The 23379-nt window shown below is 58.4% G+C and carries 28 protein-coding genes and 1 pseudogene; 16 read left to right on the forward strand and 13 right to left on the reverse strand.

The features are described from left to right. Positions 1-5 precede the first annotated feature (5 nt). Positions 6-665 carry a two-component system response regulator NarL gene (gene narL, locus AQ621_RS12185; protein WP_058341673.1) on the forward strand — a complete coding sequence of 220 codons (660 nt, stop codon included), beginning with the start codon at positions 6-8 and terminating at the stop codon, positions 663-665. Between the two features lie 68 nt (positions 666-733). After that, complete coding sequence (ubiT, locus tag AQ621_RS12190; protein ID WP_082641066.1) at positions 734-1231, forward strand: ubiquinone anaerobic biosynthesis accessory factor UbiT; 498 nt, start codon at positions 734-736, stop codon at positions 1229-1231. A 6-nt stretch (positions 1232-1237) separates the two neighbouring features. On the opposite strand, the gene AQ621_RS12195 is transcribed toward ubiT, so the two are convergent. The 4 genes from AQ621_RS12195 to AQ621_RS17360 form a co-directional block, all read right to left on the reverse strand. Beyond that, positions 1238-2416 carry an L-lactate dehydrogenase gene (locus AQ621_RS12195; protein WP_058341674.1) on the reverse strand — a complete coding sequence of 393 codons (1179 nt, stop codon included), beginning with the start codon at positions 2414-2416 and terminating at the stop codon, positions 1238-1240. A 102-nt stretch (positions 2417-2518) separates the two neighbouring features. Further along, complete coding sequence (locus AQ621_RS12200; RefSeq protein ID WP_058341675.1) at positions 2519-2827, reverse strand: cytochrome C oxidase subunit IV family protein; 309 nt, start codon at positions 2825-2827, stop codon at positions 2519-2521. A gap of 30 nt (positions 2828-2857) precedes the next feature. After that, positions 2858-3496, reverse strand: a complete 639-nt coding sequence (locus tag AQ621_RS12205; protein ID WP_227508324.1) for a cytochrome c oxidase subunit 3 family protein — start codon at positions 3494-3496, stop codon at positions 2858-2860. 26 nt (positions 3497-3522) lie between these two features. Further along, a complete protein-coding gene (locus AQ621_RS17360; RefSeq protein ID WP_227508325.1) occupies positions 3523-3660 on the reverse strand; it encodes an iron-sulfur cluster assembly protein in 138 nt (45 codons plus the stop codon). 195 nt (positions 3661-3855) lie between these two features. On the opposite strand from AQ621_RS17360, the gene AQ621_RS12210 reads away from it, so the two are divergent. Beyond that, entirely contained in the window at positions 3856-4623 is a 768-nt protein-coding gene (locus tag AQ621_RS12210; RefSeq protein ID WP_058341676.1) for a hemerythrin domain-containing protein, read from the forward strand. Positions 4624-4663: 40 nt separating this feature from the next. Here AQ621_RS12210 and AQ621_RS12215 read toward each other — a convergent pair whose 3' ends face one another. From AQ621_RS12215 to AQ621_RS12225, 3 genes are read right to left on the reverse strand one after another with little or no spacing between them, the layout of a single operon-like run. Then, entirely contained in the window at positions 4664-4891 is a 228-nt protein-coding gene (locus tag AQ621_RS12215; protein ID WP_058341677.1) for a hypothetical protein, read from the reverse strand. A gap of 15 nt (positions 4892-4906) precedes the next feature. Beyond that, entirely contained in the window at positions 4907-6607 is a 1701-nt protein-coding gene (locus tag AQ621_RS12220) for an NADPH-dependent assimilatory sulfite reductase hemoprotein subunit (protein ID WP_058341678.1), read from the reverse strand. Continuing rightward, positions 6607-8397, reverse strand: a complete 1791-nt coding sequence (locus AQ621_RS12225; RefSeq protein WP_058342417.1) for an assimilatory sulfite reductase (NADPH) flavoprotein subunit — start codon at positions 8395-8397, stop codon at positions 6607-6609. The genes AQ621_RS12220 and AQ621_RS12225 overlap by 1 nt, the downstream gene beginning before the upstream one ends. 289 nt (positions 8398-8686) lie before the next feature. Between AQ621_RS12225 and AQ621_RS12230 the strand changes: the two genes are divergently transcribed. Further along, positions 8687-9925 carry an NAD(P)/FAD-dependent oxidoreductase gene (locus AQ621_RS12230; protein WP_058341679.1) on the forward strand — a complete coding sequence of 413 codons (1239 nt, stop codon included), beginning with the start codon at positions 8687-8689 and terminating at the stop codon, positions 9923-9925. 104 nt (positions 9926-10029) lie between these two features. Beyond that, the gene (locus tag AQ621_RS12235) at positions 10030-10743 is read left to right on the forward strand and encodes a succinate dehydrogenase iron-sulfur subunit (RefSeq protein ID WP_058341680.1); all 714 of its coding nucleotides are present in this window, start codon (positions 10030-10032) and stop codon (positions 10741-10743) included. A 43-nt stretch (positions 10744-10786) separates the two neighbouring features. Here AQ621_RS12235 and AQ621_RS12240 read toward each other — a convergent pair whose 3' ends face one another. After that, positions 10787-11101 (reverse strand): hexameric tyrosine-coordinated heme protein, encoded by a 315-nt coding sequence (locus AQ621_RS12240; RefSeq protein WP_201785338.1) that lies wholly within the window; start codon positions 11099-11101, stop codon positions 10787-10789. 339 nt (positions 11102-11440) lie between these two features. Between AQ621_RS12240 and AQ621_RS12245 the strand changes: the two genes are divergently transcribed. Genes AQ621_RS12245 through AQ621_RS12265 form a run of 5 tightly spaced genes read left to right on the forward strand, consistent with a single transcriptional unit; the run spans position 11441 to position 16495 of the window. Continuing rightward, the gene (locus AQ621_RS12245; protein ID WP_058341681.1) at positions 11441-13048 is read left to right on the forward strand and encodes a cbb3-type cytochrome c oxidase subunit I; all 1608 of its coding nucleotides are present in this window, start codon (positions 11441-11443) and stop codon (positions 13046-13048) included. After that, on the forward strand, positions 13045-13650 hold the full coding sequence (locus AQ621_RS12250) for a cbb3-type cytochrome c oxidase subunit II (protein WP_058341682.1): 606 nt from the start codon (positions 13045-13047) through the stop codon (positions 13648-13650). Before AQ621_RS12245 ends, AQ621_RS12250 begins: the two co-directional genes overlap by 4 nt. Positions 13651-13658: 8 nt before the next feature. Continuing rightward, positions 13659-14255 (forward strand): c-type cytochrome, encoded by a 597-nt coding sequence (locus tag AQ621_RS12255; protein ID WP_058341683.1) that lies wholly within the window; start codon positions 13659-13661, stop codon positions 14253-14255. Position 14256: 1 nt separating this feature from the next. Further along, complete coding sequence (locus AQ621_RS12260) at positions 14257-14853, forward strand: cation transporter (protein WP_058341684.1); 597 nt, start codon at positions 14257-14259, stop codon at positions 14851-14853. A 10-nt stretch (positions 14854-14863) separates the two neighbouring features. After that, complete coding sequence (locus AQ621_RS12265; RefSeq protein WP_058341685.1) at positions 14864-16495, forward strand: heavy metal translocating P-type ATPase; 1632 nt, start codon at positions 14864-14866, stop codon at positions 16493-16495. Here the strand turns inward: AQ621_RS12265 and AQ621_RS12270 are convergent. Beyond that, the gene (locus tag AQ621_RS12270) at positions 16481-16672 is read right to left on the reverse strand and encodes a YgaP family membrane protein (protein WP_058342419.1); all 192 of its coding nucleotides are present in this window, start codon (positions 16670-16672) and stop codon (positions 16481-16483) included. The genes AQ621_RS12265 and AQ621_RS12270 overlap by 15 nt on opposite strands. A gap of 64 nt (positions 16673-16736) precedes the next feature. Between AQ621_RS12270 and AQ621_RS12275 the strand changes: the two genes are divergently transcribed. Then, positions 16737-17186 (forward strand): hypothetical protein, encoded by a 450-nt coding sequence (locus AQ621_RS12275; protein WP_058341686.1) that lies wholly within the window; start codon positions 16737-16739, stop codon positions 17184-17186. 90 nt (positions 17187-17276) lie between these two features. Then, a complete protein-coding gene (locus tag AQ621_RS12280; protein ID WP_058341687.1) occupies positions 17277-17990 on the forward strand; it encodes an MOSC domain-containing protein in 714 nt (237 codons plus the stop codon). A gap of 14 nt (positions 17991-18004) precedes the next feature. Here the strand turns inward: AQ621_RS12280 and AQ621_RS12285 are convergent, their stop codons facing one another. From AQ621_RS12285 to AQ621_RS12295, 3 genes and pseudogenes are all read right to left on the reverse strand, one after another. Further along, positions 18005-18370, reverse strand: coding sequence for a DUF488 domain-containing protein (locus tag AQ621_RS12285; protein ID WP_058341688.1), 366 nt, complete (start codon positions 18368-18370; stop codon positions 18005-18007). A 465-nt stretch (positions 18371-18835) separates the two neighbouring features. Beyond that, positions 18836-19342, reverse strand: a pseudogene (gene nrdD, locus AQ621_RS17830) (anaerobic ribonucleoside-triphosphate reductase); the annotation flags it as partial. 18 nt (positions 19343-19360) lie between these two features. Then, on the reverse strand, positions 19361-20008 hold the full coding sequence (locus tag AQ621_RS12295; protein ID WP_058341690.1) for an AraC family transcriptional regulator: 648 nt from the start codon (positions 20006-20008) through the stop codon (positions 19361-19363). Positions 20009-20072: 64 nt separating this feature from the next. Between AQ621_RS12295 and AQ621_RS17720 the strand changes: the two genes are divergently transcribed. The 4 genes from AQ621_RS17720 to AQ621_RS12315 are packed head-to-tail and all read left to right on the forward strand — an operon-like array spanning position 20073 to position 21974. Continuing rightward, positions 20073-20312, forward strand: a complete 240-nt coding sequence (locus tag AQ621_RS17720; RefSeq protein WP_058341691.1) for an acyl-CoA dehydrogenase family protein — start codon at positions 20073-20075, stop codon at positions 20310-20312. Between the two features lie 9 nt (positions 20313-20321). Then, positions 20322-20561, forward strand: coding sequence for an acyl-CoA dehydrogenase family protein (locus AQ621_RS17725; protein ID WP_201785345.1), 240 nt, complete (start codon positions 20322-20324; stop codon positions 20559-20561). Between the two features lie 2 nt (positions 20562-20563). Beyond that, positions 20564-20986, forward strand: coding sequence for a hypothetical protein (locus tag AQ621_RS12310; RefSeq protein WP_058341693.1), 423 nt, complete (start codon positions 20564-20566; stop codon positions 20984-20986). A gap of 16 nt (positions 20987-21002) precedes the next feature. Next, entirely contained in the window at positions 21003-21974 is a 972-nt protein-coding gene (locus AQ621_RS12315) for a carbon-nitrogen hydrolase family protein (RefSeq protein ID WP_058341694.1), read from the forward strand. 9 nt (positions 21975-21983) lie between these two features. Here the strand turns inward: AQ621_RS12315 and AQ621_RS12320 are convergent, their stop codons facing one another. Next, positions 21984-23315 carry a ferredoxin reductase family protein gene (locus tag AQ621_RS12320; RefSeq protein ID WP_058341695.1) on the reverse strand — a complete coding sequence of 444 codons (1332 nt, stop codon included), beginning with the start codon at positions 23313-23315 and terminating at the stop codon, positions 21984-21986. Between the last annotated feature and the right edge of the window lie 64 nt (positions 23316-23379).

The following is a 23379-nucleotide window of genomic DNA, read 5'->3' on the forward strand; positions in this document are numbered from 1 at the left end:
AGAATATGTCTGAAACACCCGCAAGTATCCTGCTGATAGACGATCATCCCTTGCTGCGCCAGGGCATCAAGCAATTGATCAGCATGGAACAGGATATGGAAGTTGTCGGCGAAGCCAGCAACGCCGCCGACGGCATCCGGATGGCGACCGAGATAGAGCCCGACCTGATCCTGATGGACCTGAACATGCCGGAGATGGACGGCATTGAAGCCCTGAAAAGGCTCAGGGCCCAGAACATCAGCTCCCGCATTATCATGTTCACCGTTTCAGACCAGGAAGACGACGTGGTTGCCGCCCTGCGCGCCGGCGCTGATGGCTATCTGCTCAAGGACATGGAACCGGACGACATGATCGCCCAGCTGCACCAGGCAGCCGTTGGCAAAATGGTGATCAGCGACCGGCTGACCACCCTGCTGGCCGAAGCCCTGCGCTCCAACAAGCCGCAACAGGCCTCGCGCCCGGATTTCGACAGCCTGACCCCACGCGAAAAGGACATCCTGAAACTGATCGCCGAAGGCCTGTCCAACAAGATGATCGGCCGCAAACTCGACATCAGCGACGGCACAGTGAAAGTCCACGTAAAACACCTGCTCAAGAAACTGAGCCTGCGCTCCCGGGTAGAGGTTGCCGTGTGGGCTGTGGAAGAAGGCCTGCACAAGGGCTGAGTTATATCAAATCACCCCTGGGTTTTTTGCTTTACTCTGGGCGGGTTTCTGACCGCCCGGAGTAAACCATGGCCTTTTCGCTACCCCCCATTGCTGCCCTGCACAGCCCCTTGATGGATCAATCCCTGGCAGTGCTGAAAGAGTTCCTGCCCTCGCCGGCACCGGCTCTGGGCACCATTGACCGGTCAATCCCCATGCCTTTCAAACAGCTGGTCGCGGAAGCTCCGCTTAACCGGCTGTTTGCCCAGGCCATGGCCGAGGGGGAATTTGATGACTTCGAGGGCCGGCGAATCCGGCTGGAAGTAAACGGCGGCCACCCCGGGATAACCTTCGGTTTCTGGGCCGGGCGTTTGCGCATTGTCGACGGCCCGGGCGAAGCCACCATCCGTGGCTCCCTGGCCGCGTTCAAAACCCTCGCCGAGCGCAAGCAGGACCCGGACCAGCTGTTTTTCCAGCGCCGCCTGGTGATTGAAGGCGACACCGAACTGGGGCTGGCCCTGAAAAACCTGCTGGACAGCCTGGAATGGGATTTCAGCCCACGGAAACTGCTCTTCACCAAGTCCTGAACAAGCTCAGGCGCGGCTAAGCGCCTGCAGCTCGTCCAGCGACAAAAGGTCTGACCGGGACAACTGATCAAGCGCCGTTTTGCCCATCAGCGAAAGTGTCAGCTCGGTTTCATACCGGATATTGGTCAGCAGGTTTTCAACAGCCGCCTGACCACCGGCCGCCAGGGCATAGCCCCAGGGGCGCCCTATCAGGCAACCACTAGCCCCCAGGCACAATGCCCGGACAACATCCTGGCCGGTCTGAACGCCACCATCCACCAACACCTGGCACTTCTCACCGATGGCGGCTGCGATGGCGGGCAACATACTCAGGGAAGCCGGCGCACCATCCAGTTGGCGACCACCGTGATTGGACACCACCACCGCATCGGCCCCCACCTTAAGAGCCGAGCGGGCATCCTCCACTTCCATAATGCCTTTGATCACCAGCTTGCCCGGCCAGTGCTGGCGTATCCAGTCCAGATCATTCCAGGTGACCGAGGGATCAAACTGGCTCTCAACCCAGGCTTTAAAATCCTCCGGCTTGCGGCCCGATAGCACCACACTGGCCAGATTACCAAACGTCAGCGGCTTGCCACCAATGGCCACATCCGCCAGCCAGCGGGGATGGCCGAGCAGATCCAGCACCTTACGCACTTTCGCGGGCAACGGCAGGTTGCCGTTCATGCCGTTGCGAACATCCCGGTACCGCAGGCCCAACCTGGCCAGATCGACGGTGAAGACCAGAGTCTTGAAACCGGCCTGCCAGGCTCTTGCCAACAGTTCCTCGGAAAAGCCCCGGTCTTTCAGCACATAGAGCTGGAACCACCGATTGGCATCCGGAACGTCCCGGGCCACCTCTTCCACCGCACAGATACCCACGGTACTCAGGCAAAATGGAATGTTGGCTCTGGCACCGGCCGCTGCTGCCTGCACCTCACCCCGCCTGGCCAACATCCCGGCCAGACCCATGGGCGCCATGACCAGGGGCATGGCGGCAGCCGTTCCCAGCAAAGTGGCGGACGTATCAATACGGGAAACGTCGGTCATCACCCTTTGGCGAAAACACCATTGTTCAAAGGCGCGCCGGTTTTCAGCCAGGGTATGTTCAGAAAAGGCACCGCCGTCCAGATAGTCGAACAACATGCGCGGTAGTTTGCGCCTGGCCAACAGGCGATAATCACTGACTGAAGCGGGGGCGAGCATAGGGGCACTCGTGCTAAGGAGCTTATAGCTCTCGGTTTTTATTGGATATCCGGTTACGACACTTTACGCCACTTCAGCATTGATGTCCCGCGCTCGACACCCTCAGCGCAGAGTCGTCCAGCTTGCCAATGTTTCAGGGAAGAGCCAGACCAAGACTGCGAGCAGTGAGAACACGTAAAAATAGGCGGTAATCAGATAATAGATATAGGGGGATGCTTCTTTCAGTTCCATAAAGTGATCAATGATCAACCTGGCTTTGACCACAATCATTGCTGCAATAACCAACGTAATCACCAACCCGGGTTCGGCCCGTTCAGCAATCAATGCATTGACCAGGGTGAGCCCGACCAGAATCACCCACATGCGATCCAGATGCCTGCCAGCGACCCGCGCTTTGTCAGTCACGTTCATTCTGATCTCCTTTTACAAGTTATCGCCGGTTTACCGAAGGACATACATCAATGGAAAAATCAGAATCCAGGCCAGATCAATCATGTGCCAGTAGCAAGCAGCGGCAATCAGACCATTGTGGTTGGTGGCGGTAAACCCTCCTGAACGAATCCGGAGAATCGCCCAGAGAATCCCCCCGCTACCCCAGAATACGTGCAGCATATGGTTGAAGGTTGTGTAGTAATACACTGCAAAAAAATTACTAGTGTTTGTCTGAATGCCCTGCTCCTGGTTCCAAAGGTACTCCAGACACTTGATAGCCAGATAGACAGCGCCGCACGCGAGTGTGCCCCAGAGCCAGCGCACGGCTTTTTCCGGCTGGTCAGCCCTCAGTGCATAGATACCTTTGACCACAAAATAGCTACTGGTAATCAGAACCAGGGTATTGATCGTTCCTGCAAGGGTGTGCAATTGAAGGGGGCCGGAGTTGAACTCATCCGGGTGGTGAGCACGGGCGATGAAGTAGACCACAAAAAAGATGGCAAACTCCGTCAACTCCGAGAAGATTCCGACCCAGATAGCCGGATTTCCGGGCACGCGCTTACTGTCGAAAACCGGCTTTGGAGGGGACGTTAACTCCGGTAGACAGGCGTCTGTCTGAGTGGCCATATGCGCTTCTTCATTGATCATTAAGATTCATAAAGTCTCTAGCCGGTTCAGATCATTCCCAGCTCAAGCCGGGCTTCTTCATCCAGGTTGTCGTAGCTCCAGGGTGGATCAAACACAATCTCCACCTTGCACTCTTTCACAAACGGAACCTGCAGAATATTGTCTTTAACATCGGCCGCAATCACATCACCCGGGCCGCCATACCAGGAACATTCTGTTTTTCTAATAAATTCAGAAGATAGACCTTGGCTTCCGGCGTCACTTCAGCATTGATCTCCACGGTTAACCACCTCCCTCACTTGACAGAAAATGAGAATAATTCTTGACTACCTATAACCTGCATTCTATATATATGTTAAAGCAAGAGAGGAGTATGAGCAATGAACCATCAGGATATTCTCGGACGCTGCAGCGAAACCACGGTCAGCCAGTTGGCAAGCAAATGCCCGGAAACACTCGATGTATTCCGCCGATACGTGCCGCATATCGAGAACCACCGCCTGGCCACCGTGGCTATGGTCGCCTCCATTGCCAATGTTGACCTTGGGAAGTTATGCCAGGAGCTGTTTGACACAGTCATGGAGCAGACATCTATTGAAGAGCTGGATACTGACGTACTGCTGGAGCTGATACTGCGGGGGTACGATGCTGCTCACCTCGCAAAACTGCCCGAAATCCACCGGCTCGCCCGCAAGATTGAAGCGGTTCACAGAGCCAACCCGGACGTACCGAAAGGCATCACGCTGGCGGTCAAAAAGCTGGAGCGCCTGTTTCGAGACCATATCGAGAAGGAGAACACTCACGTACTGAACCAGATGGCGCATGACCAGCCCCCACGCCCGGAAACGCCCATCGCCCAAATGAACGAAGAACATTCAATCATCAAAAAACAACTGAAAAAGCTCCGCGACCTGACCCGAAACTACCGTGCACCGGAGTCGGCATGTCGTTCATGGAGGCGCTTCTACCATGAACTGAAAGCTCTGGATTTCAGGCTTTCCGAACAAATCTACCTGGAGCGGGATGTGCTGCGGGCCAAACTTGCCCAGAATAATCGTGAGGCCGAACTCTTCAGGGAGCTGGCAGCCAACCAACAGGCAGAAGCCCGCCTGCAATCCAGGGATATTGGGCGGCTGGAAATGTACTAACGACGCACCACCAACGCTTACGGTCCGCATGAAACCCCGGTCAAGCCGGGGTTTCGTTTTTCTGAAGATACTCCCGGTACACCCGGATAGAGGCCAGCAGGCTTTCCCGAAAAGCGGCACCGTATTGGTTGCCACCGGAATCCGACTCCCGAAGGGCAGACGCATACTGGGCAACACCCTGCCGTGCGAAGGTCAACGCCGCTGCCATACCATCACGGTTCTCAACAAAAGCAAGCCTTTGCCATTCCAGACTCTCCGGGGTATCCATTGATCATCTCCAGAGTTATTTCAGCGCTTCATGGAGCATAGCCGGCGTACGCTCGGCTTCAACCACCCCGGTGCGCACCAGAAAATCGCCAAAATGCTCTCCCGCCTGGCGTTGCTCCCGGTAGACACGGAACAGCGGCCGCAATTCGGCGAGAACCGTATCAACATCAATGTTTTCACGGTACAGCCGGTTCATCCGCTGGCCCGCAAAGTCCGCCCCCAGGTACAGGTTGTATTTGCCAATAGCCTTGCCGGTGAGGGCAATTTCGCCCAGGTAGGGCCGGGCACAGCCATTGGGGCAGCCGGTTACCCGGATGTTGATAGCGTCTGGTTCCAGCCCCTCATCGGCCATCAAGCGTTCAATCTGATCAATAAACCCCGGCAGAAAACGCTCGGATTCGGCCATGGCCAGGCCGCAGGTCGGGAAGGCAACGCAAGCCATGGAGTGCTGGCGCAGGGGTGTGCTGCGGTTGCCGGCATCCAGGCCGTACTCTTCCACCAGCGCATCAATGGCAGGCCGCTGCTCAGCGGAGACCCCGGCAATCACCAGATTCTGGTTGCAGGTAATCCGGAAATTACCCGAGTGAAGCTCGGCAATCTTGCGCAACGCTGTGCGTATCTGGCCGCCCTCTTCTGTATCCGCCACCCGGCCCGTGGGAATCAGCAGGGTCAGGTGTTGCAGCCCGTCTTCGCCCTCTACCCAGCCAAACCGGTCGCCATTACTGCTCAGACTGAAACTGCGGGGCTTCTCAAAAGCCTGGCCATGGTATTCCTGAAACTTTTCCCGGAACCAGTCCATGCCATGGTCATCAATGGTGTACTTGAAGCGGGCATGGGCGCGGTTGGTGCGATCTCCGAAATCCCGCTGGATGGCACAGATGGCCTGACAGGCATCCACTATCTGGTCTTTAGGCACATACCCGGCCATGGTCGCCAGCCGTGGGTAAGTTGCCGGATCGCCATAGGTGAGCCCCATGCCTCCGCCAACCACCAGGTTGAAGCCCTGTATCCGGTTATCCTCGACAATGGCAATCAGGCCGATGTCGTTGGCGAATACATCGCAGTCATTCTCCGGCGGAATGGCCAGGGCTATCTTGAATTTCCGGGGCAGGTATTTGTAGCCGTAGAACGGCTCTTCCTCTTCCCCCAGGGCTGCCACTCGTTCTTCGCCCAGCCACACTTCACCATAGGCACCGGAGCGCCAGCGCAGGCGGTCACTGATGGCCAGGGACAGTTCGTGAATCTCCCGGTGCAGGTGGGACAGCTGCGGATTGACGTTGCTGATCACGTTGCGATTGACGTCGCCACAGGCGCCCCGGGTATCCAGCCCCAGTTCGTTGACCATTCTCATGAAGGTCTGCATTTTTTCCTTGAACACACCGTGGAACTGGAAAGTCTGGCGGGTGGTCAGCCGCAGAGTGGAATTGGCACACTCATCGGCAATCCGGTCCAGCCCCAGCCACTGCTGGCTGGACAGCACCCCACCCGGCAGGCGCAGGCGCACCATGAACTGATACAAAGGCTCCAGCTTCTGGCGCCGGCGTTCGTCCCGCAGATCACGGTCATCCTGCTGGTAACTGCCGTGGAATTTGGTCAGTTTGGTGTCATCCTCCGGCAAGGCTCCGGTGGCCCGGTCTTGCAGACCTTCCAGGATAGTGCCCCGGAGGTAGTCGCTCTCGCGCTTGATTATCTCGGCTTCTGGCAGTTTCTCACTCATCAGTACACATCCCGCTGGTAACGTTTATCCCGGTTCAATTGGCGCAGGTAATCTTCAGCCTGCTCTGCAGTTTTGCAGCCCTGCTCACAAACAATATCAAGCAGTGCCTGATGGACATCCGGTGCCATGCACTCGGCATCACCGCAAACATACAGGCTGGCGCCGCGCTCAAGCCAGGCCCAGACTTCTGCCCCCTGCTCCCGCAGGCAATGCTGAACATAACGCTTTTCCTGCTGATCCCTTGAAAAGGCCACATCCAGCCGGGTCAACAGGCCATCCCGGCGCCACTTCAGCCATTCACTCTGGTACAGGAAGTCGCTGCGAAAGCGGCGGTCACCGAAAATCAGCCAGTTATCTCCCGTTGCCCCCCGTTCTTCCCGCTCCTGCATGAAGGCGCGAAAGGGTGCCACGCCGGTACCGGGGCCGACCATGATGACCGGAGCCTCATCGTTGTCCGGCAGTGCAAAGTTCTTGTTCGGGTCGATGTATACGGGCACGGTAGCGCCCTCTTCCAGGCGGCCTGCCAGCCAGGTGGAGGCCACGCCTTCACGATCCCGTTCGTGGCTGCGATAGCGCACGGCGGCGACGGTAATATGGACCTCATCTTCCTCAGCGGCCTGGCTGGAGCTGATGGAGTACAGCCGCGGTGGCAACTTGCGCAACAGGTCCACCAGTTGCTGCGGCTGCAGTGATGGCACCGGCCAGCGTTGAACCAGATCCAGCAGATCCCGCCCCCCCGTCCAGTCCCGGAGCTCGCCAGCGTTGTCAGCAAGGGCGCTCAACTCTTCCTGACCCGCCAACTCTGCCCACTGTTTGATCAGTGGTGGCGTCAGCAGGGTGATCTCACGGTGCCGGGCCAGGGCCTCGCCCAGAGTACCGGCCACGCCATTGATATCCACCGGGGCTTCACTGTCAAAGTCCAGTGCTGACAACAGTTGTGACACCAGTGCCGGGCTGTTTTCCGGACACACCGCCAGGGCATCGCCCGGCTTGTACTGCAGCCCCGAATCTTCCAGGGAAAACTCTATATGCCGAACTTCCTTGTCAGAACCCCGGCCATTCAACAGCTGGTTGGTCAGGATCGTCGCTTGAAACGGGTTTTTTCGGCTATAGAGCGATGCGGCTGCCGAACCAACGGCCGTTGTGGCAGAGGCGACCGGCTGGGAAGCGCCGGCCTCAGACGCAACGGCCTCAAGCACTCGCTCAATCCACTGTTCTGCCAGGTCTTCATAATCCACATCACAATCAACACGTTCGGCCAGCCTGGAGGCCCCCAGCTCCGCCAAACGCTGATCAAAATCCCTGCCGGTCTGGCAGAAATGCTGGTAACTGGAATCCCCGAGCCCCAGCACGCTATAGCGCAACTGATCCAGTTTCGGGGCCTTCTTGCCCATCAGGAATTCGTGGAAATCCAGAGCGTTGTCGGGGGGATCACCCTCACCCTGGGTGGATGTCACCAGTGCCAGGAACTGTGCCTGCTTGAGCTGCTTGGGCTTGTAGTCTGCGAGATCAACAACTTTTGCGGCTACGCCTTTCTCCGCCGCCCGGACCGCCAGTTGCTCCGCCACGCCTTCGGCGTTGCCGGTCTGCGAACCGAAGAGGATGGTCAACTCGCGGCCACCGACAGCTGAAGCTTGAGACGCGGTTGCTGACGGGGAGTTGGAAAAGCAATAGCCTGCCAGGTACCCGGCAAGCCAGTAAATCTGATCAGAGCCAAGCTCAGCCAGTAACTGGCCCAGGCGTTGCTGCTGCTCTGCAGACAGCGGAGATGAACTGAGATTGTTTGTCATGAAAAGCCACCGAAACACATCGTTAATGGCCACACGGGACCTACCCGGGCTGAGCCGAAAATGTCACGGGCACTCTAGGAAGCCAACACAACCCCGATAAATCAGATTATCTTTATTTTGGTTATCCAATTTATCGATTTACATCTTAAGCATTTGTTTTTACAAAGGTTTAAGCATATTCAAAAATAATAAGCCGGAGATGACCTCGATCATTTTATGATATTTGGTTTTAGATTTATGCTTCCTTCCAAACCTTTTAATCTATAGAACCGACAAGTGGAATAGCATTATGGCCAAACCGGAGACTACCCAGCATCACACCGTCGTTGTTATCGGCGCCGGCGCCGCCGGCACCAGCGTTGCCGCCTCGCTACTCCGCCAGCGCCCGGGGCTGGACGTTGCGATTGTTGAGCCCAGCGATGTTCATTATTACCAGCCCGCATTCACTCTGGTGGGCGGCGGTGCCTATTCGCTTGCCAAAACGGCCCGCCCCCAGGCCGAAACCCTGCCAGACAACGCCCGCTGGGTAAGAGCTGCCGTTACCGAATTGCAGCCTGACACCAACACCCTGCTGCTCTCGGATGGCCGCAAACTGGCTTACGACATTCTGGTAGTGACACCGGGCCTGAAACTGAACTGGGACGGAGTGGAAGGCCTGCGAGACGCAATCGGGCGCAACGGCGTCTGCAGTAATTACGACCCGGCAATGGCGGAATACACCTGGCAATGCCTGAAGGCATTCCAGGGCGGTAAAGCCCTGTTTACTCAACCACCAGCACCCATCAAATGTGCCGGTGCCCCCCAGAAAATCGCCTACCTTGCAGCAGATTATGTGCGCAAAAAAGGCCTCAGCGGCAGCAGCGAACTGAAGTTCTACGCAGCCGGTGGTGCGCTGTTCAGCGTGCCCGATTTCGTTCCACCCCTGACTCAGGTCGCCAAACGACATAATGTCGGATTGCTGATGAACCACAATCTGGTTGCCGTTGACGGCGAGAACAAGGTTGCCACCTTCCGTTTCACCAACAGCGCCGGCGAAGTCAGCGAGGTGAAAGAGAACTTCGACTTTCTGCATGTTACACCGCCACAGTGCGCGCCGGACTTTATCCGGAACAGCGCCCTGGCCAATGCCGAAGGCTGGGTAGAGGTAGATCAGCATTCCATGCAACACGTTCGTTACGACAACGTATTCAGCCTGGGTGATGCCAGCTCTCTGCCCACCTCCAAAACCGCTGCAGCCGTTCGCAAACAGTCACCGGTTGCCGCTGCCAACATACTGGCCCGATTGTCAGGCCGTGGTCTTGATGCCAGCTATGATGGCTACACCTCATGCCCGGTAGTGACCGGCTATGGCACCGTTATGCTGGCCGAGTTCATCTATGGCGGTAAGGTAACGCCCACGCTGCCCCTGAGCCCGTTCAAGGAATCCCGATTCTACTGGCACGTAAAGAAGCGAGTTCTGCCGCCGTTTTACTTTGATTACATGCTCAAAGGCAAAGAGGGAGACATTGCCCACAAGGCCATTGGCTGAGGGGCTGCAAGAATAAACATACCGATCAAATCGACTGTGTGCCTATCTGCTATCCTGAGTTTAAACCCACACTTGAAATAAATGAATTTCAGGAGGGCAACACAATGGAGCCGTTAAAGGTACGAATCTACCGCTATAACCCGGAACAGGACTCGGTACCCTGGTATCAGGATAGCGAAGTTGACGCCAGTTTCCGCAATCGGATGGTGTTGGATGTGCTGGAACACCTGAAAACCCAGGACACCACGCTGACATTCCGCCGTTCCTGCCGGGAAGGCGTGTGCGGTTCCGACGGGCTGAACATCAACGGTCGAAACGGGCTAGGCTGCATCACCCGTGTGGCCGATATACTGGGCAAAAAGAACCTGCTGGAGATTCGGCCACTGCCGGGTATGCCAGTGATCCGGGATCTCGTGGTGGATCAGTCGCTGTTTTTCAAACAGTACGAGAAGGTGCAGCCCTGGCTGATTAATGATGAGCCGACACCGGCCATCGAGCGACTGCAAAGCCCGGAAGACCGGGCCAAACTGGACGGCCTGTACGAGTGCATTCTGTGTGCCTGTTGCACCTCGGCTTGCCCGTCCTGGTGGTGGAACCCGGAAAAGTACATCGGGCCTTCCGGGCTGTTACAAGCCTATCGCTTTCTGGTGGATTCCAGAGACACCGCCACCCAGGAACGACTGGCCCGACTGGAAGATCCGTTCAGCGTGTTTCGCTGTCGGGGTATCGGCAACTGCACCGCCTATTGTCCGAAAGGCCTGAATCCGATGAAAGCCATTGGCCATATCAAGACCATGCTGGTAAAAACACGGGGGTGAGACAGGCCCGGCCAGACGCGGTACTGGCCGGGTGCTCAGCGTCTTATTTCCAGTAGTTATTGGCAGCAGCCACGGTCTGAAAGTGCACCGCAATCACTTCTGAGGCGTGGATCAGTGCCTCACCATCCTGGGAATACTCGGCCCGCTCGCGAAACAGCACCTCCTTGTTCGACTGGGTACTTTTCACCCCCATACGGGACAGCTTGATCGCCAGTTCAAATCCTTGCTGCGGGGTTTCGGTGATCAGGCTCGGCAGCCAAACGTCGGTCTTTTTTTCGTCTTCGGCGTGGCCAGCCAGGGGAAACGCCAACAGTACAGCAGCCAGTATCATCAATGACTGTCGTTTTAGATGGGTCATCTGAAGCTCCTTGATCTCATCTCTTGTTATTTGGACATCCAATGGCAGCTCCTTTAATCGAACACCAAGGCCACCATCTCGACATTAAGAACTACGATAGATTTATTTTCAATACATCTTAAGTGCTAGAAATGATCATCAAAAAGCGCTTCTCCCCGAAAAATCACCCTCACGACCAGGATAAATTGATCTGAATCAATTTACCGCTCGATACCTCCGCTGGTTAATCTTATGGTTACCACGGGTTGTGCTGGAAAGAGTCTATCAGGCACATCCGCTTCACTCACATTGAACACGGTCAAATTAACGCATTTTAAATAAATCTAATCGGGAAGATCTATGACGCCCACCATTGCCGTTCTCCTGATCATCACCTTCCTGCTCTCAACCGTCGGCTTGCTGCTGCTGATCTGGTCGATCGCCAACAACCAGTTCAGCCACGGCCAGAAATCGGCCCGAACGATCTTCTCGCCCGGCGAGGAAGGCATTGGAGAAGACCCCGCAGAAGCACCGCAACGACAAAAGCAGGAGCTGTCGGATGCCGAATATCGGGCCCGTTACGATGCCGATCAATCGTCCCGGCTGGCCACGCTGAGCTGGCTATCGTCCAGCGTGTTCTGGCTGTTGCTTGGCTCCGCTTACGGGTTGCTGTCCTCCGCCAAGATGCATATGCCGGAGCTGCTAGCCAACAGCGAGTTCCTGACCTTCGGCCGGGTTCGCCCCATGCATCTGAATGCGGTTACCTATGGCTGGGCCTCCATGGCCGGGATTGCCATTGCCCTTTTTCTGATTCCGCGGTTGTTCAAAACCCGCCTGGCCGGTGGCCGTTTTGCGGTTATCGGCGCAGTGCTCTGGAACATCGGGCTGGTGCTTGGGCTGGGGGCTATCAATCTGGGACTGTCCGACGGCAAGGAATGGCTGGAATTTCCCTGGCAAGTAGATTTGCTGTTCGTTGCCGGAGGTGCGCTCGCCGCTGTGCCGCTGCTGCTGACCGCTAAGCAACGGACGGTCTCTCACCTTTATGTCACCAGCTGGTACTTTCTGGCGGCACTGGTGTGGTTCCCGTTCCTGTTTCTGATCGCCAACCTGCCTTACGTCTTTCCCGGCACCTCGGGCGCCACCGTTAACTGGTGGTTTGCTCACAACGTGCTCGGGCTCTGGGTAACTCCCATTGGCATCGGCATCGCCTACTACATGATTCCTAAAATCCTCGGGCGGCCGATTATTTCCTATCAGTTGTCACTGATCGGTTTCTGGTCGCTGGCGCTGTTCTACAGCCAGGTGGGTATTCACCATCTGGTGGGCGGCCCCATTCCCACCTGGCTGGTCACCCTGTCGATTGTGCACAGCGTGATGATGTCGATCCCGGTGATCACCGTTGCCATCAACCACCACGGCACCATGATGGGCAACTTTCACCGGCTGAAAGACTCACCCACGCTGCGGTTTGTCTGGATCGGCGCGTTGATGTACACGGTGTCGTCGTTACAGGGTTCCATGGAAGCCCTGCGCAGCGTCAACGTGATCACCCACTTCACGCATTACACCGTGGCCCATGCCCACCTGGGCATGTACGCCTTCCTCAGTTTTATTCTGTTTGGCGCGGTCTATTTCATCATGCCCCGGCTGATGAACTGGGAATGGCCGTGGCGGCGGTTGATTGCCCTGCACTTCTGGCTGGTAAGCATCGGCATCCTGATTTACGTGGTGTCTCTGACCATTGGTGGCTGGAAACAGGGCGTGGAACTGCTCACCGCCGACACACCGTTTATGGATATTGTAAGAATGACTCTGCCTTACCTCGAAGCAAGAACTATCGGTGGCAGCCTGATGACTGCTGGCCACATCGTTTTTGCGTTCCATTTTGTCGCCATGCTGTTGCGAAAAGGCCGGCTGCAAGACCAGCCCACACTGTTTCGTAATCCGGCCCGGGAGGTAAGCCAATGAAACGCGCACTCGCAATCATGGTCGGCGCCGCGCTGATTCTGCTGCTGGCCACACTGACACTGGTGGTTATGCCCTATCTGCAAATGTCGGCAGAACAGGTGCCACCAGACTTGAAACCCTACACCGAGCGGCAACTCGAAGGGCGGCAAATCTACATTGCCAATGGCTGCGTTTACTGCCACAGCCAGCAGCCCCGCGATCCGTCCTTCGCCAGCGGCGACAAAGACCGCGGCTGGGGCCGCCCGTCTGTGCCCGGCGACTATGCCTACGACACGCCCCACCTGCTGGGCACCATGCGTACCGGGCCGGATCTGTTCAATATCGGTGCCCGCCAGCCCAGTAAAGACTGGCACCTGCTCCATCTTTATAACCCGCAGGCGGTGGTGAAAGACAGCATCATGCCACCCTACCGGTTCCTGTTCCGCTGGGTTCGCTCGGTGGGTGAGGACGACACGGTCGTCCGCTTGCCGGAACCCTATGCTCCGGAAGAAGGCTACATCGTCCCCACAGAACAGGCGCTGGCCCTGGTGGACTATCTGCTGGCTCTGGATCGAACCTATCCGGCACCGACGCTGCCCGAACCTGAAAAGACCCAGGAGTAACTGCCACCGTGATAACCGACAACGAACGCGCACGCCAGAGAGAAAACCCGGAACCCGAAGAAGGGATGCGGAAGACCCCGATGATCGTTTTGCTGTGGATTGCCGTGCTGATTATCTGGGGGGTGGGCTACTACGCCTACAACATCGGCAAGCCATTACTGGGCGGCGACAGCCGCACTGCGCCAGAGGTAAACGTCAGCAGTGCTGGCGGCGAAGGCGGCAGTGGCATCAACGGAAAAACCGTGTTCAATGCCCAGTGTGCAGCCTGCCATCAGGCTAATGGCCAGGGTGTGCCAGGAGCCTTTCCGCCGCTTGCCGGCAGTAAATGGGTGGTGGCCACCCGCGACATCCCCATTGCCATTGTCCATGATGGTTTACAAGGCGAGATTGAGGTTGAAGGCCAGACCTACAACGGCATGATGCCCGCCTTCAAAGGTACCCTGAGCAATGACGAAATTGCCGCTGTGCTCAGTTACATTCGTCAGGAGTGGGGAAACCAGGCAGAACCCATCACCGGGGCCCAGGTGGAGGAACATCAGGCTGGCGTTGGCGAGCGAGGACCCTGGTCAGCCGATGAACTGAAGGAAACCTATCAGGCCCCCTAATGTGAACGCGCCAGGCGTAGCAAGCAAGCAACAACCAGACGACACCATCCTGTTCGTTCGGGGCATGTACTGCGGCAGCTGTGCAGCCGCGGTGGAAAGCCTGCTCAAACGCCAGCCGGGGGTGCTGGATGCGGCCGTCAACTTTGCCGCCGGCACCGCCCTGTTGCGCTGGGATACCACTCAAACCGGCGTTGCAACGTTGGCGCAGGTGGTTCGCCGGCTGGGTTATCGACTGCAGGATGCGCCTCCGAACGCCAATAGCCAGGGGGTCGATCTGGCCCGAAAAAAACTGCAGTGGCGACTGGCCGCTGCCGTAGTGTTCGGGATGTGGTGCATGATGCCCGCACTGCTGGTTTACCTGGCTCCGCTGGGGCTGGTGGAACCGGAAGCCACCTGGCCACTGGCTCTGGCCAGCGGCGTGTTCGCCCTGCCGGTCCTCACCTACTCCGGTGCCCACTTCTACCGGGCTGGCTGGCGCACCCTGCGCATGGGCGTGCCCGGGCTGGATACCCTGATTACCTTTGCGGTGGTGGCCGCCACCCTGCTATCCGCCTGGCGCCTGGCGCCTGAGCCAGAGCGAGAGCCACGTCTACTTTGATGCGGCAGTCATGCTGATTACCTTTCAACTGATTGCCCGGCTGCTGGATACCAATGTACGGCGCCGGGCCACCGACATCATTCACCGCTATCTGGGCCAGAGCAACAGCAGCCCGGTGACTCTCGACGACGGCAGTTGCCGGCAAATACCGGCAGACCAGGCAACACCGGGCATGCATATTCTGCCGGAGGCCGGGCAACCGCTCTGCCTGGATGGCCAGATCGGCGCGGGCGAAGCACTGATCGATTTTGCGCTGATCACCGGCGAGAGCCAGCCCGTCCCGGTTCGGCCCGGCGACCGGGTGTATGCTGGCTGTGTAGTTATTGAGGGCTGCCCGCAAATCCAGGTAACCGCAGGGGTCGGCCAGCGGCGAATCGATGGTATTACCCGTGCCATACATCAACTCTTGTGCCGGAAAACTTCGCTGCAACGGCTGACCGATCGCATTGCCCGGGTGCTTTTACCCACCGTAGTGGTTGCAGCGTTGGCCTCGGTAGTGCTGGCCTGGTTTCAGGGAGCAGCGCCGGGCGAATCACTGGCCCGGGGGCTGGCCGTGCTGATCATCAGCTGCCCCTGCGCCCTAAGCCTGGCCATTCCATTGGTGATAATGATGGGGTATGCCCGGCTGGCGACCCGGGGCATTTTGTTGCAGGATCCAGCCGCCTTTGAGTTGGCGGCTGATATTGAGGTGGTGGTTTTCGACAAAACCGGCACGCTCACCACCGACCGCCCCGCCATCGCAGCCTGCCATCCACAACCCGGCTGGACACCTCAGGCCCTGTTGCAACTGGCCATCAATACCCTGCAGGGCTCCAGCCATCCCACGGCCCGGGGCCTGGCACTGGAAGGTGCCCCCAGCCTGCCCGAAGACATGGGGGCCCGCACCGCCATACCCGGCCAGGGAACCCTCTGGCGGTTAGCCGAGCATCGGGTACTGGCTGGCCGAAGTCGCTGGCTGGAACAGCAGGGAGTGAGCCTGCCAGAGTTGGCAGATACCGGCATGAGCCTGCACCTGGCGTTTGATGACCAGTACGCAGGCCGGATTGATTTTCAGGAACGGCTGAATCCCGAGGCTGCCAGGTTGGTCAAGCAGCTAAAAGCCCGGGGCATCGCCATCTATATGCTCAGTGGCGATACCCGACGCTCCAGCCTGGCGCTGGCAAAACGCCTGAACATACCGCCAGCCAGGGTGATATCCGAAGCGTCACCGGAGCAAAAACTGCGGTTTGTCGAAAACCTGCAGAATCACTACCCCACCGCGTTTATCGGCGATGGACTGAACGATGGCCTGGCGCTGGCTTCTGCCCGCATCGGCATCGCCATCAACACCGCCCCGGAGGCCGCCCAATCGGCCGCGGCGGTGCAGCTTACCGGTGGCCTGGATACCGTTGCCAGCACGCTCGATTTTGCCCGCCAGGCGCGGCGACTGATGCGGCAGAACCTGGTGTGGGCCATCGCCTACAACGGCCTGGCTCTGCCGCTGGCGGTAGCAGGCTGGGTGCAGCCGGTGATCGCCGCAGTGGCTATGTCCCTGAGCAGCCTGTGTGTGCTCGGCAACAGCCTGCGCATTCACCACGGCGATCAAACCCCGATCAACACCCCCGAACCCGGTCAAACCAGGCCTGAATCACGCATCCCGTAGCCCGAGCTTGCGCAAGATCATCATCGCCGGGCACCATCTGGTAAACGCCGACTGAATCAGATTGAGTGCTATAAAGCCGGTGAACAATAACCAGTAAGGGCTTACGTAATGGGCAAGCAGGATCGACACCAGGGTAAATACCCCGGCCATCAGGCGAAGGCCTTCATTAACCGTCATAATCAATCTCCCAAGTTGGTATAAAAACCTAAACCATCCCCGTTATCCAAAACAGGACGTGTTCATGTCACTGGCCGAAAAACTCTGCCTCAGCGCCGCTGCGCTTTTCTTTATCACCGGCCTGCTGACCGGTGTCTGGAAGTACGCCTGCATGGCCCGAAGCCCCAGGGCTGCGGCACCGCGCTATGTGGACATTGCCCACCGCAGCTCCCTGATGTACAGCTTTGCCGCGCTCTTACTGGCCTGGCTGACCCGCTACAGTGTTTACCCGGATTGGCTGAACACCCTGGCGGCCGCTTCTGCCCTGAGCTTTTTCGCACTGGCCATTGGCACCTACATAATCCACGGCATTCTGCGCGACACCAGCAACCAGTTACGTAAGCCACACCGGCTAGGCACAGCCTCCCTGCCAGGCTGGCTGGTACACGGCTTTATGGTGGCCCTGATTGTTGCTGAAATCGGCGGCTCGCTGATTCTGAGCGCAGGCGCCCTGACCGGAATCTGGAACCTGTAACCAAGCTTATCGCCATTACCCGCCCGGCTCAGTGACAATGTCACCAAGCGCTCGGGCCTGTTGGCAAAACCCGCAGCAAGGACATTGACGATGACTCACGCCCGCAAACCCGGCCCGATCAAGCTGCTGCAACTGCGCATCGGGCGCCTGCAGACTCTGGCCACCAGCGGTGTTGAAACCGGCATCTACAAACAGCCGGTGGATCAGGCCTTCCTCACCACTACCGGCCTTGAGCAGGATGAACACGGCGACCCACGACATCACGGCGGCCCTGAAAAGGCCCTGCATCATTTCGCCTCGGAGCACTACCGGGGCCTGCAGAATGGCCTGCCCGAACCCGCCGCCGGGCACTGCCAACCGGGCGCCTTTGGGGAAAACCTGGTCACCGAAGGGCTAACGGAGTCCGATGTCTGTGTGGGGGATGTGTTCCGGCTGGGCGACGCGCGGTTGCAGGTATCTCAGCCCAGGCAGCCCTGCTGGCGGCTGAATACCCGGTTTGGTATCGCCGATATGTCCCGGCGGTTTCAGGAGACTCTGCGTACCGGGTGGTACTATCGGGTGCTGCAGGAAGGCATGATTCACGCCCACGACAGCCTGCAACTGGAGCAAAGAGACAATTCCGACTGGCCCCTGAGCCGGGTGCTGGAAGTACTCTACCAGCGGCCACTGGAGCTGGAATCGTTACGCGGCATGGCAAGCCTGACCACTCTCTCGCCCAACCTGATCCAGCTTGCGAAAAACCGCCTGGCCCACGGCGAAATCGAAGACTGGCAGCGGCGATTGCTGGGCCCTGCCGCGGAGTGAGGATACATTCAATGTTACGGCAGGCGATTGGTTAACAGAAACTCCCGCAGCGCCACCGCATTGTTGTGTTCGGTATCTTTGGCGGCGAATACCAGCGTGATCCGCTTGTGGTCTTCCAAGAGTGTCATAAAAGCCTGCAGATCTTCCTCAGCCTCCGCTTGCTTCAGCTCTTCCAGATACCGGTTCTGAAACTCCGGCCACTTGTCCGGGTCATGGCCAAACCATTTACGCAGCTCGGTGGAGGGCGCCAGCCCTTTCAGCCAGTGATCGATGCTAGCATCCTCCTTGGCTACACCTCTGGGCCAGATGCGATCCACCAGCACCCGGGGCCCATCAGAGCGGGCGGCGGTGTCGTAGGCGCGTTTCAGGCGAATGTCCATCAATATTCCCCCCATCCTGAAAATAGCAATCCCAGCCTACGCCCGAAACTCCAGGGTTTCAAAGAGCGGACGCAGGGTGCTGCAAACCCGCAGACGATCTTCACCGCTCAGGGGGCAGGCACCATGCCAGGTTAACCGACACTCGAAGTCCACATCGGCCGTTCGCAGCGCATCAATCGCGGCCCAGCTGTCCAGCCCGGCCCGGCGATTGGTGGTGATCAGTTCGTAATCAGAAGGTAACGCCTTGATATCCAGCCCAACCCAGTCCAGATACGGCAACAAAGGCGTCAGCCGTCTGAGTTGCGGCACACCGGTATGAAGGCCGTTGCGGAATCCGAGTGTCCGGGTCTGCTGCATGGCGGGCAACAGCGCGGGTTGGATCGTCGGCTCTCCGCCGCTGAACACCACCGCATCCAGCAGGCCACGGCGCTTTAAAAGGTGCTCCAGAGCTTGCTGCCAGGTGATTTCCCCCGCCGTCATCACCTCAATGTAGGCCTGGTTGATCATGTCCATCTCGGCCTGCAACTCGCCGTAACTGAATGGCATTTCCTCACCGCCAATAATGGGTATCTGTTCCCGCAGGTCGTCCGGGCAGACCCAGTCGAAGGTGATGTTGGTGAACGGAGTCTGGGTGCCCCAGCGGGATGGCACGTTCAGGTTGTAAACAAACTCCTGGATGCACTGGCGCACGGTGGCGTAGTCCAGGTTGTCCTTGCGGATAAACGGGGCCAGGTAGGTGTCGAAGGAGCTGAAGGCCTGGGCGCCGGCCCATTCGTTCTGCAGGGTGCCAAGAAAATTGACCATCTGGCCGATGGCGCTTGAGAGGTGCTTGGGCGGGGCCGCTTCCACCTTGCCTGGCACACCGTTCAGGCCCTCGTGCAACAGGGTACGCAAAGACCAGCCGGCACAGTAACCACTGAGCATGTCCAGGTCGTGAATGTGCAGGTCTGCCTGACGGTGAGCCTGGCCGAGTCACTTTCACAGAATGGATTAAAAAGAGGGAGGAGGCACTCGGTAAACGCTTGGCGCCACGCCCTGCCATCGTTTGAATGCCTGGGAAAACGTAGAGGTATCACTGAACCCCAGCCGGAGTGCAATGTCACTGATGGTCAGATCACTCTGCTGCAACAGCCGGCAGGCCTCAGCATTGCGGTACTGCTCTAACAGCTCCCGAACCAGCAAGGCAGCCGCCACCATATCCCGCGCCAGCACAAACTGGCTGACCTCCGGTTCCAGAGGTGGTGGCGTGAAACACAAAAATCCCTTATCGCCTTCTTCCCGGTATCCGATACCACTGAACGCATAGGTCAGCGGCAGATAGTTCAGGGCCAGTGACAGTGCCTGTGCCGCCGTGTTGCAGCACACCAGACCATAGCCCCACAAACCATAGGCAGAAAAGTGGTAGCGATTGCCAAGAGCCGCCGCCTGGCTTTGCGCATCCGGCACCTGAGCCAGAATGTTCGCGACCAGGCGCAGCTCCTGGCGAGCCAGAATGTCGGTATTGGGATCGTTGAGGTCACCCACGGCCAGCCCAGTTCCTGCCAGAAGCCGTGTCACACTGGCGCCCTGCGCCTGAAAGTAATCCACCATCAGCCGGGCACTGGTTATTCCGCGCCGATATTCGTCGAAGTAGCTCATGGAATGTCCCCAGCCCGCAGGCATTTGGCCTGAAAACTAAAATTAGCAACCAGGCGGCTGGGTGTTGAATGGTCGCAAGTGTTACATCAGTGGCGGTGATCTGGCCCGCAGCCTGACCGTATTCGCCGCACTCGAGGGCGAGGGCATGGAGTCCTGGACCTGCTTCTACGTATCGGCGGACTCACCCGGTTTCAAGGTGGCCCGCACCGAACTGAAAATGGGCATGCGCGCGTCCGGAGCAGCCGAGCTGGAACTCAACAATGTTTTCGTGCCCGACCAAAATGTCGTCGGCGGTTTGCGTTAAGGCTGGGCTCTGAACCGGGCCTCCCTGAATGCCTCCCGCATACCGGTGGCCGCTATGGGTGTTGGTTTTGCCCGAGCCGCCACCGAAAAAGCTATCGCCTTTGCTCGGGACTATCAACTCGGCGGCAAAGCGCTGATTCACTATCAGGATGTTCAGCAGACGCTGGCCACCATGGCGGCCGAAACCCGGGCCATCCGCAGCCTGGTGCATACCGAGGCCAGCCGCGCCTGGCAGCCCGCAGGAGTTTAACCATGAGCAAGTGGCAACAAGACCCGCTCTTTCAGTACCCGCTGACCCCCTTCGAAACCAGCGAAGGCAAGGTTGACCTGCCTATCCTTTACTATGACAACTCCAATTTTCTTGGCATGTGGGAAGTGGATTACGCCAAAGCCGAGGCCCTGTTCGAAGGCCAACCGGGAATACCTGGGCCGCAACTGGATCTGGTGCTTTACTCATGGCATAACAAGGAACTGCTACGCACCCAGGTGATCACCCGTGGCGGCGGCAAGGCGTGCCTGCCGGGCAGTGTTCGCGCCCGGGTGGGCAGCAGCCAACACCCGATGGCCGAACGGCTCCGGTCGCTGGGCATTGATAACCTGAAGCCCCGGGTTGTTTTCCACAGCCACAAGCTTCAGCTGCGACTGTATGCCGGCGCGGCGATCCATCACTCATAAAAAGCAGAGACACAGCATGACGAAAACCCGGGTAGCTGCCCTACAGATGCAAGGGCGATTGGGTGACCTTAACTACAACCTGGATCATATCCGGGAGCTACTGGATGAAGCGGTTCACCAGAAGGCCCGGGTTGTTGCCGTACCAGAGTTTTTTACCACCCCGATTGTTGAAAACCCGAGACTCTGGGCCGCCAGCCTGCCGACCGAAAACCCGGCGCTGGATTTACTCCGAGAATACGCCACCGACCATAACCTGCTGGTGGGCGGGTCCTATTTGGAGCACCGGGGCACGGGCAAGTCTGCCGATGTCTACAATTGCTACACTCTGGTGCAGCCTGATGGCACCGTCAGCCGGCATGACAAAGACCTGCCCACCATGATCGAAAATGCCTACTACACCGGTGGCAGTGATCATGGCCTGCACGACACAGCATTTGGGCTGGTCGGCACTGCCGTATGCTGGGAAACCATTCGCACCGGCACCGTGCATCGGCTCAAAGGCAAAATCGACTTCGCCATGACCGGCAGCCACTGGTGGTCGCCGCCATTCAACTGGCCAGTTCTGAGGGGTTTTATGGACACCATGGCCAGCATGAATGCCGACTACATGGCGGAGGCACCGGGTCAGTTTGCGCGCATGCTGGGCGTTGCCAACATTCACGCGGCACACTGCGGCCCGCTGGAAGGCACCATCCCAATGGCACCTTTCGGCCTGCCCTCTCCCCGATATCAGGGAGAACTGATGGGAGAGGCGCAGATTATCGACCATACAGGCAACCGGCTGGCCCGCCGCCACCGCCAAGAAGGCCCCGGGGTCATTACCGCCGACCTGGAGTTGACGCCCGGAGAGCCCTCACTGGAAACGCCCGAGCGCTTCTGGATTCCAGAGCTCGCCTGGCGCTTCCGGTTCTTCTGGCAGCAGCAGAACTGGTGTGGGCGTAGTCTGTATCAGAAAGCTCGGAAGCAAGGCTGGCTCCAGCACCAGTAAGCGCAGCCCTCAACGCATATCAAAAAACTCCCGGTGCATCCGTTTCGCCGGCATACCCCATTTCCGGAACTGGCTGAACAGGGTCTTGGCCAGACCTACCGGACCGCAGAACCAAAGGCTGGCCTGCTGCCAGTCGGGCACGGCATCCCGGATTTCCTCCGGCGTCAGTCGGCCTTCGGTGCGGCTGCATCGAATGACCAGGTTAACGCCCGCGGCTTCCGCATCTGCCCGCAACTTTGCCAGGGCCTCCTCGTTGACATCCGCGGTTGGATGGAACAGGTAAACGGTGCGATTGTCAGGACAACCCGCCAGGCGACCCATCCGGGCAATAAAGGGAGTAATACCGATGCCCGCCCCTACCCAGATCTGGGTGCGGCAATCATCTTCAAAATCAAAGCCGCCATAGGGCCCCTCCAACGCAACCGGCATACCCTCGCAGATCCGGCGGCTGGCCCGGCGGGTGTGGTCCCCCAGTTCCTTGACCACAAACTTCAGGCACCGGGTTTCCGGGTTCCAGTCTGATGCAATGGTGTAAGGGTGCGGGCCTTCCGCAGCATCCGAGGTGATAAAGGCAAACTGCCCGGGACTATGGCCGGACCATCCCTGCACCACCTTCACCAGAAATTCGAAGACTTTCAGATCAGGATAGTGAGCCACGGAAACCACCTCCCCCGGTACCTTCCGAACCTTGCCCGGCCAGCCCACCAGCAGTAAAACGGCTGCAACACTGCCAGCCACAACAGCGGCCTGAGTCAGCCAGCCAATAGGCGCTGCCCAGTAATCAAACTCCATCAGGATAAAGCTGTGCCAGGCCAGGGGCAGGAAAACCACCGCCAGCAATTTGTGGGTTTTACGGAACAGGTGATAGGGAAAGGCCTTCACCAGCGCCAGCACAATCAGCACGGCAGCCGCATAGAAGGCCCATTCTCCCAAAGTTTCTGCCACCCCCCTTTGGCTGCGGAACCAGGCTTCAAGACCGGTGAGTTGCTGCCCTGCCCCTTTTCCGACCGGCTTTTCCAGCCAGCCCCAGCCCACCATCCACTTGGTGCCCTGCGCCCACCACCAGTGCAACGTGGCCAGCACCAGCGAGCCAATGCCCAGCCATTTGTGCAGCCGGTACACCTTGTCCAGGCCACCAACCCAACGTTCCAGAGCCCGGAGCCGCAGCGCCAGCAACAGGGCCACCGCCATCATGACCAGAGCAAGAATCCCCGAATACTGCACAAACACCGACCGGAACGGGAAGTAAGCAAACGGGCTCACCCAGAGGCTATCGGCTGCGAACCAGGCAGCACTGACGACTGCAACCAGCCCCCAGAAAAACAACGGAATACGCGACATGACAATTTCCTCTGCGTCGCCATCAACAAATAGCAAACTACGCTTACCACCGATCGTAATGCTT

This window comes from Marinobacter sp. P4B1, from assembly GCF_001447135.1.
In the GTDB taxonomy this organism is placed as follows: domain Bacteria; phylum Pseudomonadota; class Gammaproteobacteria; order Pseudomonadales; family Oleiphilaceae; genus Marinobacter; species Marinobacter vinifirmus.

Coding starts and splice junctions, on each gene's coding strand:
- AQ621_RS12270 (WP_058342419.1), bottom strand. CDS start 16,672: ATGACGGTTAATGAAGGCCTTCGCCTGATGGCCGGGGTATTTACCCTG.
- AQ621_RS12280 (WP_058341687.1), top strand. CDS start 17,277: ATGACTCACGCCCGCAAACCCGGCCCGATCAAGCTGCTGCAACTGCGC.
- AQ621_RS12285 (WP_058341688.1), bottom strand. CDS start 18,370: ATGGACATTCGCCTGAAACGCGCCTACGACACCGCCGCCCGCTCTGAT.
- ubiT (WP_082641066.1), top strand. CDS start 734: ATGGCCTTTTCGCTACCCCCCATTGCTGCCCTGCACAGCCCCTTGATG.
- AQ621_RS12235 (WP_058341680.1), top strand. CDS start 10,030: ATGGAGCCGTTAAAGGTACGAATCTACCGCTATAACCCGGAACAGGAC.
- AQ621_RS12215 (WP_058341677.1), bottom strand. CDS start 4,891: ATGGATACCCCGGAGAGTCTGGAATGGCAAAGGCTTGCTTTTGTTGAG.
- AQ621_RS12245 (WP_058341681.1), top strand. CDS start 11,441: ATGACGCCCACCATTGCCGTTCTCCTGATCATCACCTTCCTGCTCTCA.
- AQ621_RS12240 (WP_201785338.1), bottom strand. CDS start 11,101: ATGACCCATCTAAAACGACAGTCATTGATGATACTGGCTGCTGTACTG.
- AQ621_RS12200 (WP_058341675.1), bottom strand. CDS start 2,827: ATGAACGTGACTGACAAAGCGCGGGTCGCTGGCAGGCATCTGGATCGC.
- AQ621_RS12320 (WP_058341695.1), bottom strand. CDS start 23,315: ATGTCGCGTATTCCGTTGTTTTTCTGGGGGCTGGTTGCAGTCGTCAGT.
- AQ621_RS12295 (WP_058341690.1), bottom strand. CDS start 20,008: ATGAGCTACTTCGACGAATATCGGCGCGGAATAACCAGTGCCCGGCTG.
- AQ621_RS12230 (WP_058341679.1), top strand. CDS start 8,687: ATGGCCAAACCGGAGACTACCCAGCATCACACCGTCGTTGTTATCGGC.
- AQ621_RS12310 (WP_058341693.1), top strand. CDS start 20,564: ATGAGCAAGTGGCAACAAGACCCGCTCTTTCAGTACCCGCTGACCCCC.
- AQ621_RS12250 (WP_058341682.1), top strand. CDS start 13,045: ATGAAACGCGCACTCGCAATCATGGTCGGCGCCGCGCTGATTCTGCTG.
- AQ621_RS12220 (WP_058341678.1), bottom strand. CDS start 6,607: ATGAGTGAGAAACTGCCAGAAGCCGAGATAATCAAGCGCGAGAGCGAC.
- AQ621_RS12225 (WP_058342417.1), bottom strand. CDS start 8,397: ATGACAAACAATCTCAGTTCATCTCCGCTGTCTGCAGAGCAGCAGCAA.
- AQ621_RS12315 (WP_058341694.1), top strand. CDS start 21,003: ATGACGAAAACCCGGGTAGCTGCCCTACAGATGCAAGGGCGATTGGGT.
- AQ621_RS12265 (WP_058341685.1), top strand. CDS start 14,864: ATGCTGATTACCTTTCAACTGATTGCCCGGCTGCTGGATACCAATGTA.
- AQ621_RS12205 (WP_227508324.1), bottom strand. CDS start 3,496: ATGATCAATGAAGAAGCGCATATGGCCACTCAGACAGACGCCTGTCTA.
- AQ621_RS12195 (WP_058341674.1), bottom strand. CDS start 2,416: ATGCTCGCCCCCGCTTCAGTCAGTGATTATCGCCTGTTGGCCAGGCGC.
- AQ621_RS12210 (WP_058341676.1), top strand. CDS start 3,856: ATGAACCATCAGGATATTCTCGGACGCTGCAGCGAAACCACGGTCAGC.
- AQ621_RS12275 (WP_058341686.1), top strand. CDS start 16,737: ATGTCACTGGCCGAAAAACTCTGCCTCAGCGCCGCTGCGCTTTTCTTT.
- narL (WP_058341673.1), top strand. CDS start 6: ATGTCTGAAACACCCGCAAGTATCCTGCTGATAGACGATCATCCCTTG.